The organism is Gemmatimonadota bacterium (assembly GCA_039715185.1).
In the GTDB taxonomy this organism is placed as follows: Bacteria; Gemmatimonadota; Gemmatimonadetes; order Longimicrobiales; family RSA9; genus DATHRK01.
Window position 1 is genome coordinate 1 of record JBDLIA010000157.1, and the last position, 3,846, is coordinate 3,846.

Below are 3,846 nucleotides of genomic sequence, written 5' to 3' on the forward strand. Positions count from 1 at the left end.
GTCATGCGCTGCCTGGCGAAGGATCCCGACGATCGCTTCCCGGACATGGGCGAGCTCGCGACCGCGCTGGCTCCGGCGGCGCCACCGGACGCCGGGGGCCGCGCGCGGCCCTGGCCCAGGGCCGCGGTCGCCGCGGCGATGCTGGCGACCCTCGGGATCGTCGCCTACGGGGCGTTTCGGGTCCTGACGACCTCGGATGGGACTGCCGCCTCCCCGGTCACGCCCGCCGCGGCGTCGATATCCATCCTCCCGCTTGTCCCCGTGCCGGAGGACACTTCGCTGCGACGCCTCGGCCGACAGCTCGCCGTGACGCTAAGCACGAACCTGGACGGCATCGGGTCGATCCGGACGACGGAGGGGCTGGCCGTGATCGCGTCGAGCCCGCCCGCGGGCGACTCGGCGCCCGCGCCGAGTGGCTCGGACATCGCCCGCCGCTTCTCCACGACCAGCTACCTCCAGGGCACGCTGCTGGCGGCAGGAAACGGCCGCGTGCGCGTGGACGCAGCGCTGCACGAGGCAGCGACCGGCGACGAGATCGCGCGCGCCTCGGCGTCGGGGCCGGTCGACGACATCTTCGCGCTGACCGACAGCGTGACGCTGTCCCTGCTGCGCGCTGTGTGGCGCAGGGGACCGCTACCCGCGCCGAGCCTGGCGGCGCTGACCACGCCCTCGGTGGCCGCGCTGCGCGCCTACCTGGACGGCGAGTTGCTGCTTTCCGCCGGACGGTTCGATGGCGCGGTCGCGGCCTTCGACTCCGCGTTCCGGGCCGACACGACGTTCTGGTTCGCGCTGTGGAGATCGCTCTATCCGCGCACCTACGAGGGCGTGGCTCGCCTCGACTCGGCGCTGTTCCAGAAGCTCTTCGAGAACCGGGCGCGGTTGCCCGAGCCGGATCGCCTCCTGCTCGAAACCAGGTTCGCCGGGTCGAAGGCCAACGAGTTGGCCGCCCACCGCGACATCGTGCGCCGGTTCCCCGGCTACCGCCCGGGCTGGTGGGCCTACGCGAACTGGCTGGTCCACAACGGCAGCGTCGTCGGCGAGCCGCTCGCCGAAACCCGACGCGCGCTGGAGCGCACGCTCGAACTTGACCCCGATTTCTTTCCGGCGTGGGAGCACCTGTTCTGGATCGTGGTCATGCAGCGCGACGAGGCGAGGGCGAGCGACGTGCTGGCGCGGCTGGAGGACTTCGGCCGGCAGGGCGGCCGGCGCCTGGCCGGCGAGCTCCTGCCGACCTACCGCGCGCTGTACGCCGGGATCAGCGGTCCGTTGCAGCCTGCGGAGATCGCGGCCGCGGCCGACGCGTTTGGCGCGTACCGGGGCCCGCTCGCCCCCTTCTTCGGCCTCGCGCTGCTCATGTACGGAGATCCGGACGCGCAGCACGACGTGAGCGGCGAGGTGCTCGCGCGCGGAGCGCCGCCGGGAACCGCGCGCTGGCACCGCGCCGGGCTGGCGTTCGCGTTCGCGACGCGAGGCGACTGGCGGGGCGCGCTGAAGATCGCCTCGGCCGATCCGTTGGGGCCCTACGAGCTGGTGCCGCCGACCGCGTACGGATTCGCGGCCGCGGCCGCCTGGCTCGGCGAGCTGCCGGCCGATGAGGCCGCCGCGTTCCGCCCCAGGACCGCCTGGCTCGAGGCCCAGACGAACGCCGAGGACGGGGCGGAGGTCGCCTTGCTGGACGGACTCGTGGCCTATGCCGGCGGAGACGGCGCTGCCCTCGCTGCGGCGCGCGAGCGAGCGACGGGCGCCGCCGCTGCCCACTCCGATTTGCTGGACGGGACGCTCGCGGCCTACCAGCTTGCGCTCGACGGCGACAGCGCCGCCGCGGGGCGGGCCCTCGCCGACCTCGAGGAGACGGGCGTGGACGACCTCGCCTGGCGCGGCGGGCGCCACCCCTGGCTCACCCCGATCAACAGGATCGCCGCCGCGAGGTGGCTCTCAGCCGCGGGCGACACCGCCCGCGCCCTGCGCCTGCTGGGGTGGGAGGAAACGTTCTTGCCGCAGCGCGCCCGCTTCCTCTGGCCCGCCGGCATCGCTGTGAGCCCGCACGCGTCCCTCATCCGTGCCCGCCTGCACGCCGGCCGCGGCGACGCCGCGCGCGCGACGTTCCACTACGAGACGGTGCTGGACCGCTACGACCGCGCGCAGGGGCTGGCGATCGAGGCGGAGGAGGAGTTGGAGAGGCTGGGGGAGGGGGAATGATAATCGTACGCCGGACAGACGCATGCCTGAGATACCGATCGTTTCGCGTATCCTGGAGACCGCGCTCTACGTCGACGACCTGCCGGAGTCGAGGCGGTTCTACGAGACCGTGCTCGGCCTGACCCCGATGTTCGCCTCGGACCGACTCATTGCGATGGATGCCGGAGAGGGCACCGTCCTCCTTCTCTTTCGGCGCAGAGCCACCTCCGCCGGCGCCCCGACCCCCGGTGGCCGGATACCACCCCACGACGGGGATGGGCCGGCGCATTTTGCGTTCGCCATCCGCCCCGAGGACCTCACGGGGTGGCGCGAACGGCTTGCGGAGCACGGCGTCGAGATCGAAAGCGAGGTTCGCTGGGATCGCGGGGGCTCGAGCCTGTACTTCCGGGACCCGGACAATCATTCCGTGGAGCTGGCGACCCCCGGGGTGTGGCCTATCTACTGATCGGACGAGGAGACGGGTGGTCGCCCGCCCTATCGCCAACGCCTCACGACGAGCTTAAGATCACGGGGTCTGCCACAGCTTTGGTCGGAGGACCATGATGCCTACCTATGACTATCATTGCGTCGACTGCGGAAAGGACTTCTTCGTCATCGAGCACATCTCTGAGCACGGGTCATCGAAGCCCGAGTGCCCGGAATGCAAGAGCACGAAGGTCGAGCGGGTAATCTCCAACGTGATGGTCAAGACGACGAAGAAGAGCTGACCCTGCCGTACGCGGTAAGGCCGTGGAGTACCGCCATTAGGCCGGACTGCGGCTGTGGCGCTCGGACGCGTTCGGCCGTTCGAAGCGTTTCATGGCATACTACCCGGCTTGTTCGACGGCCGGCCGTCCCGGCTATACCGCGCCTTCCGCTCGGCGGTGTTCCGATCTCAGGCTAGCTGAGTCGCGCGAACAGCCCACCAATCACACAGAACAGCCGAGTAAGAAGGCCGTCCTGAGGGCAATCGGACGGAGACTCGAACGACCGGATGACCCTTAGGTCTCCGCTCGCGGTGATCTCGTACTCGATGCAGGATCGAGTATTGGTGCAGCTGCCCGCCTTCTTCTCGCAATGTGGAGAGCAGGTCACTCGGCGCTGTGCCGCCCGGGCCACCTCGACCCACTCCCCCGCCTGGGGATCGATCTTCGACAGTCTTTCCCACTCTCGCCGGGCTTCTTCGACCCACCTTTCTGACATGATGCCCCCTATTCTCAGGGTGGTTTGCACGAGCCGCTCGCTTCCGGACTGCCAAGCAAGTTTCGTTCGATTCCACTCACGCCTGAGCCGCGGCTGCATCTCGTCAATCCGAGGTCAGACCGGGACAGCAATGTCACACTTGGTGGGACTCGTCTGTCCCGCCTGGCGCGTGCCTCACCCTACCCAGCTGTCTGAAATCCCCCGACGCGCCGAGGCGTCCGTACTGACATCTTTGTACCAGCCCCCATTCCCCGATGGAGGACCGTCATGGCTACGTCCACCTCCCGCGAAATCGAGATCCCGGTCGAGCAAGTCAGGCTGGGAGGCACCCTCACGGTTCCGGCCGGAGCCTCCGGTCTCGTCGTGTTCGCGCACGGCAGCGGCAGCAGCCGGTTCAGCCCCCGCAACAAGGCCGTGGCCAAGGTCCTCCAGGAAGCGGGCCTCGCGACCCTCCTCTTCGACCTG

General features: G+C 69.8%; 4 protein-coding genes. All 4 read left to right on the forward strand.

Going from position 1 to position 3,846, the window contains the following annotated elements:
* Positions 1-2,199 (forward strand): hypothetical protein (locus ABFS34_16025; GenBank protein ID MEN8376935.1); only part of this gene is annotated, 2,199 nt, incomplete at its 5' end.
* A 22-nt stretch (positions 2,200-2,221) separates the two neighbouring features.
* Complete coding sequence (locus tag ABFS34_16030) at positions 2,222-2,644, forward strand: VOC family protein (protein ID MEN8376936.1); 423 nt, start codon at positions 2,222-2,224, stop codon at positions 2,642-2,644.
* Positions 2,645-2,738: 94 nt separating this feature from the next.
* Positions 2,739-2,906, forward strand: coding sequence for a zinc ribbon domain-containing protein (locus ABFS34_16035; GenBank protein MEN8376937.1), 168 nt, complete (start codon positions 2,739-2,741; stop codon positions 2,904-2,906).
* A gap of 742 nt (positions 2,907-3,648) precedes the next feature.
* On the forward strand, positions 3,649-3,846 hold a 198-nt coding region (locus tag ABFS34_16040; GenBank protein MEN8376938.1), incomplete at its 3' end, for a hypothetical protein.

Excerpts from the sequence above, each read along its gene's own strand:
- ABFS34_16035 (MEN8376937.1), top strand. The coding sequence starts at position 2,739 with ATGATGCCTACCTATGACTATCATTGCGTCGACTGCGGAAAGGACTTC.
- ABFS34_16030 (MEN8376936.1), top strand. The coding sequence starts at position 2,222 with ATGCCTGAGATACCGATCGTTTCGCGTATCCTGGAGACCGCGCTCTAC.